Origin of the sequence: Kitasatospora mediocidica KCTC 9733 (assembly GCF_000744225.1) — a bacterium.
Classification (GTDB): domain Bacteria; phylum Actinomycetota; class Actinomycetes; order Streptomycetales; family Streptomycetaceae; genus Kitasatospora; species Kitasatospora mediocidica.
Map to the genome: position 1 here is coordinate 1,419,856 of NZ_JQLN01000004.1, position 5,534 is coordinate 1,425,389.

Here is a 5,534-nt window from a genome sequence, read left to right on the forward strand (position 1 = left end):
TGTCTACCCCCGGTTTGTCATCCAGCCTCTCAGCGACCGAGGCGCTCGTACCAGCGACGGAACAGTTCCTCCGGGTCGTCCGTGTAGGACCACGGCGCCAGGGTGGGACGGTTGCCGAGCACCCGGAAGACGGACCGGGCCTCCTCCATCATGCCCGCCAGCACCAGCGCGTGGGCGACAGAGTTCAGATCTGCCACATCCTGGGCCAGTTCGAAGCTGCGGTGGGCCAGCCAGCGTTCGCAGGTCCGGTTCAGGTCGCGCAGCGCGACGTCGCTCTTCCAGTGCTGGGAGAGGTTGAGCGCCGAGGCGGTGCCGCTCTGCCGCAGGAAGCGGAAGTGCTCGGCCCGGGCGGCCTGGGTCAGCGCGAGGAGCGGGGAGCCGAGCGGGGCGAAGGAGGCGGTGTCCCAGGCGAAGTCGTACATCTGGGAGTGCGAGCCGTGCCAGCGCGCGGAGATGTGGCGCAGCACCTGGTGGTGGCCTTCACGGCTGTCCCGGTCGCGGGCCTGGAGTTCGCGCCACCACTGGTTGGAGTGCGGGTGGCCGCCCGCGTAGAGCCGGGCGAGGGTCAGCAGGGAGACCCAGGGCACCGGGTCGTCCGGGTAGCCGCCTGCGGCCTGCAGGCAGATCCGCACCACGCGGTCCAGCCGCTCGCGCTCGATCGCGTCCCGGTCGGGGGTGGGCGAGGGGCCGGCGGCGATGGCGTTGAACAGGCGCATCACGTCGGTCTCGGCCCGCAGCACCATGGCGTCCGGGTTGGCGGGCTCGGCGGCCTGCCAGGTCTCGACGGTGCGGTTGCCGGCTGCCGCGTCGGCCAGCAGCCGGACCCGGTGGGTGCGCCGGTCCCAGTCCCGGCCGGTGTCCCGCAGCAGGTCGCGGGCCCCCTGCCAGCGGCCGACCAGGACGTCCTGGCGGGCCTCGGCGAGCAGCCGGTCGCCGAGGGTCGGATCGTAGAGGGATGCCTGGGGACGACTTCGTGATCGCGCCACGGGGGCTCGCTCTCCAGTTGGGGGTCGGGGGTTCCCGATCGAGGTGGATATGCGGCGGCGGGCCGCCCGGGTGTGGGCGGCCCGCCAGGGGCCTGTCGTGGGGACAGGCCCCGGGGGTCACAGGTCGGTGGCCAGTCCGTTCTGTCCGGCGCCCGACAGGGCCAGGTCGCTGTCCCCGTACCGGGCTTCGACCGCGTCGGCGTCGGTCGCGTCCAGCCGGGCCGGACGGTAGTAGGAGCTGCCCTTCATCCAATACCAGGTCATCGGGATCAGGCCGAGCGCCAGGGCGCCCAGGCCCAGCCAGAGTTCCTGTCCGGTGAAGCTGAACAGCGCCTCGACGAAGACGAAGCCCATGAAGACCGCGCCGGCCAGCGGCCAGAGGCCGATGAAGATCGCGTTGGAGAGCGACTTGAAGAGCAGCCGGCGGTAGGCGACCACCACCGCGAGGCCGGCCAACGCGTAGTAGAAGGCGATCTGCAGGCCGATGGCGTTGACCGCCGCGGTCAGGATCGTGCTGACCGAGCCGAGCGCGTTGGAGGCGATGAACAGCAGCAGGGAGACGCTGGCGACCACCGCGATGGCCACCCACGGGGTCTGCCAGCGCAGGTGGGACTTGCCGAAGACCGCGGGCACCGTGAGGTCACGGCCCATCGCGAAGAGCGAGCGGGAGACCTGGATCAGCGTGGTCTCCAGGGTGGCGACGGTCGACAGCACGACCGCGATCACCAGCACCTTGCCGCCCCAGCCCGGCCAGACGGCCTCACCGAGGTCGGAGAGCAGCGTGCTGCTGTTGGCCTGGATGTCCTTCTGACTGATGATCAGGTTCACCGAGATGGTGACCACCTCGAAGATCGCGAACGAGGTGACCACGCCGAGCAGACCGCCCAGGCCGGAGTTGCGCTTGCTGTTGCTGGTCTCCTCGCTGAGGTTGGCGGTGACGTCCCAGCCCCAGAAGTAGAAGGCGGCGATCAGCGCGGAGGCCGCGAAGCCGCTCACCCCACCGAAGTGCCCGAAGCCCCAGAGCCAGGACCAGGAGAAGACCGTCGCCGACCCGCCGTGGATCAGGGCGGCGGCCCCGAAGACGACCAGGATCACGATCTCGATGCCGGTCATGATCCACTGGGCGTGCGCGGTGATCCGCGCGCCCATCAGGACCAGTCCCGCCATGAGCAGGAACCAGCAGGCCCCGACCACGGTGGCCAGCGCGGTGTTGTCGGCCAGGCTCGCCGAGAAGAGCGAGAGCGTGTAGGAACCGGCCGGCAGCGAGCCCGCGACCATGAAGAAGGTCGCCGACACCACCAGCGCCCAGCCGCTCATGAAGCCCAGCGAGGGGTGCAGCGCCCGGCCGACCCAGGAGTAGCTGGCGCCCGCGTTGACGTCGATGCGGCCGAGGTAGTTGAAGGCCCAGGCGATGCCGAGCATGGGTATCGCGCACCAGAGCAGCGCGGCGGGCGAGAAGAGGCCGGCCGCGCCGGCCAGGGTCGCCGTGGTCGCGGCGAGGGAGTACGCCGGGGCGCTGCCCGCCACCGCCATCACGATCGTGTCGAAGGTCCCGAGGACGTTCGCCCGTAGACCCGACTTTCCTCCGGAGGAGTGGGGGGTGCTCATCGGTGGCGCCTTTCCTGGCAAGCAGCCGCGGGACGCCGGGGGACGTTTTCTGCGGCGGGTGTCGGATACCCGGATGGCCGGGCGGACCGCGGACCGCCGCCCGGCGGTCGCGGCGGCTGCCCGCGGGTGCGGGTGCGGTGGAAACGGTGAGAACGGTGCGAGAACGGTGCGAGAACGGTTCGAGAGAGGTGCTGTCCGCGATGGGGAACACGGCGGATGTCCGGTGCGGAGTTCCGGGTTCGGCGGCAGCGGGGGAGCCGCGCTGCGCCTCAACGGAGAACCGCCCCGAGGACTGGCCGTGAGTATTTCCACTGTCCAAATAGCTGTCAAGGTATGCACGTTGACGAGAGGTTAATTGTGCCCGTCCGGACCAGACCACTGCTGCCCCGCTCCCCTGCCCGGCGAACCACACCACCCCGCAAGGGCCTTGAGCGGGAAGGGTCGATCCGGTGCGTACGGTGTCGCGGCGGGCGGTGCCGAGGGCACATCGACGGGGGCATTGCCGCGTCTCAACCCGTGATCACCTCAGCCGCCTTGGCCGCGTCGCGCTTGGCAACCTCTTCGCGGACGATCGGGATGACGTGGCGGCCGAAGTCGATGGCGTCGTCGATCAGCGCGTAGCCGCGTGCGGAGAAGATCTCGACGCCGAGGTCGTAGTAGTCCAGCAGCGCCTGGGCCACTGTTTCCGGGGTGCCGACCAGGGCGTTGGAGTCGTTGGCCCCGCCGGTGGCGGCGGCGGTCGGGGTCCACAGCGCGCGGTCGTAGCGCTCGCCGGCCTCGGCGATCGCGATCAGGCGCTGCGAGCCGGTGTTCTCCGGGGTCCAGCGCGGGGCGCCGGCCTGCCCGGCGGGTGCGCCGAGTCCGGCCCGGCGCACCCGCTCGTTGATCGTGTCGACCGTGCGGTAGGCCTTCTCCCAGGCGAGTTCCTCGGTCGGCGCGATGATCGGGCGGAAGGCCACCTGGATCCGCGGCGGCTCGATCCGGCCGGCCGCCAGGGCGGCCGCGCGGACCTTCTCGATCTGCTCGGCGGTCTGCGCCAGCGGCTCGCCCCAGAGGCAGAAGATGTCCGCCTCGGCGCCGCCGACCGCGTAGGCGGCGGGCGAGGAGCCGCCGAAGGAGATGTTCGGGCGCGGGTCCTGGACGGGGAAGACGTCGCAGACGAAGTCCTCGAAGCGGTAGTGCTCGCCCTCGTGGTCGAAGGGCTTGCGACTGGTCCAGGCCTGCTTCATGATCCGGATGTACTCGCCGCTGCGGGCGTAGCGCTGATCCTTCGTCAGAAAGTCTCCCTCGCGGCGCTGTTCCCGGTCGTTGCCGCCGGTGATCACGTGCACGGTGATCCGGCCGTCGCTGACCTGGTCGAGGGTGGCGAAGGTCTGCGCGGCGAAGGTCGGGGAGCAGACGTTCGGGCGGTGCGCGACCAGGATCTGCAGCCGCTCCAGCCGGGCCGCGAGGTAGCCCGCCACGGTGGAGGGGTCCGAGGCGCCGGCGAAGTACGCCATCAGCACCCGGTCCCAGCCGTGGTCCTCGTGGGCGCGGGCCAGCCGCAGCAGGTAGTCGCGGTCGAACGCGGCGGTGGTGCGCGGGGCGGTCTCCGAGCCGTTTCCGGTGGCGGCGGTACCGAGGAACTCGACGGGCATGGCGGGCCTTTCGGGGAGGGCGGGACGTGGTCTACGGAAGGGTGGCCAGCGGACTGCCGCGGTCGGGCTGCGGGATCCGGCCGAAGTGCGCGGCGACCCAGGAGTCGTCGTAGATGGTGTCGAGATAGCGCTCGCCGCGGTCGGGCAGCACGAGCGCGCAGGTGGCGCCGGCCGGGATGCTGTGGCGAAGGCCGTCCAGCGCGCTGACGACCGCGCCGGACGAACCGCCGGCCAGGATCGCCTCGGTGGCCGCCAGCCGGCGGCAGCCGAGCACACAGTCCAGGTCGCCGACGTGCACCACCGAGTCGGCCAGGCCCGGCCGGTGCAGCGGCGGGCGGGTGGCGGCGCCGTGCCCGGGCAGCAGCCGGGGCACCGGGGGCGGGCAGGGGTCGAAGATCGCGCTGCCGAGGGCGTCGACCGCCACGATCTTCACCCCCAGCTCGTGCTCGCGCACGTACTCCGCGCAGCCGCGCAGGGTCCCGCAGGAACTCGCCGCGCAGATCAGGTAGTCGAGCCGGCCGTCCAACTCCTCGACGATCTCCCCCATCGTGGTCCGGTGCGCCATCGCGTTGAGCTCGTTGCCGTACTGGTTGGGCCAGTAGGCGCCCGGGATCCGGGCCGCCAGCTCGTGCACCCGGCGGATCCGGGCCGGCAGGTAGTCGCCGGTCGCCGGGTCGGGCTCGGTCACCTGCTCCACCTCGGCGCCCAGCGCCCGCATGATGGCGATGTTCTGCCGGCTCGCCCGGGGGTCGACCACGCAGACGAAGCGCAGTCCGACGTAGCGGCAGACCTGGGCCAGGCCGATGCCGAGGTTGCCGGAGCTGGACTCCACCACGACCGACTCGCCCGGGACGAGCTCCCCGCTGCGGATCCGCTGCTCCAACATGGCCAGCGCCGGACGGTCCTTGATGCTGCCCGCCGGGTTGAAGCCTTCGAGCTTGGCGAAGACCCTGATCGGGCTGTCCGGGAAGAGCCGGACGAGTTCGACCAGCGGCGTCGAGCCGATCGTCGAGAGGATGCCGGTCCCGTCGCTCATCGGTCGCCCATCGACTCGGCCAGGCTGCGGGGACGCATGTCCGTCCAGTGCTGCTCGATGTACGTCACGCAGGCGGCCCGGCTGTCCTGGCCGAACACGGGGTGCCAGCCGGCCGGGACGTCGGCGAAGGCCGGCCAGAGCGAGTACTGGTCCTCGTGGTTGATCAGTACCAGGAAGTTCGCTTCGTTGTCGTCGAACGGGTTCGGCACGGGGTGCTCCTCAGGAAAGGGGACAGGACGGTCGGTGGGTCGGGAGGGCGGTGGCCGG

The 5,534-nt window shown here is 71.4% G+C and carries 5 protein-coding genes; all 5 read right to left on the reverse strand.

What is annotated here, in order from left to right; genetic code table 11:
• Window positions 1–29: 29 nt before the first annotated feature.
• The 5 genes from BS80_RS13750 to BS80_RS13770 all read right to left on the reverse strand — a co-directional run bounded on the left by BS80_RS13750 (window position 30) and on the right by BS80_RS13770 (window position 5,476).
• Window positions 30–986, reverse strand: a complete 957-nt coding sequence (locus tag BS80_RS13750) for a hypothetical protein (RefSeq protein ID WP_035796823.1) — start codon at window positions 984–986, stop codon at window positions 30–32.
• Window positions 987–1,103: 117 nt separating this feature from the next.
• The gene (locus BS80_RS13755) at window positions 1,104–2,594 is read right to left on the reverse strand and encodes an APC family permease (RefSeq protein ID WP_035796825.1); all 1,491 of its coding nucleotides are present in this window, start codon (window positions 2,592–2,594) and stop codon (window positions 1,104–1,106) included.
• A 509-nt stretch (window positions 2,595–3,103) separates the two neighbouring features.
• Complete coding sequence (locus tag BS80_RS13760) at window positions 3,104–4,231, reverse strand: LLM class flavin-dependent oxidoreductase (RefSeq protein WP_035796827.1); 1,128 nt, start codon at window positions 4,229–4,231, stop codon at window positions 3,104–3,106.
• Between the two features lie 31 nt (window positions 4,232–4,262).
• Window positions 4,263–5,267: a 2,3-diaminopropionate biosynthesis protein SbnA gene (gene sbnA, locus BS80_RS13765; protein ID WP_035796829.1), complete on the reverse strand. Its 1,005-nt coding sequence runs from the start codon at window positions 5,265–5,267 to the stop codon at window positions 4,263–4,265.
• On the reverse strand, window positions 5,264–5,476 hold the full coding sequence (locus BS80_RS13770; RefSeq protein WP_035796831.1) for an MbtH family protein: 213 nt from the start codon (window positions 5,474–5,476) through the stop codon (window positions 5,264–5,266). The genes sbnA and BS80_RS13770 overlap by 4 nt, the downstream gene beginning before the upstream one ends.
• Window positions 5,477–5,534: the final 58 nt, after the last annotated feature.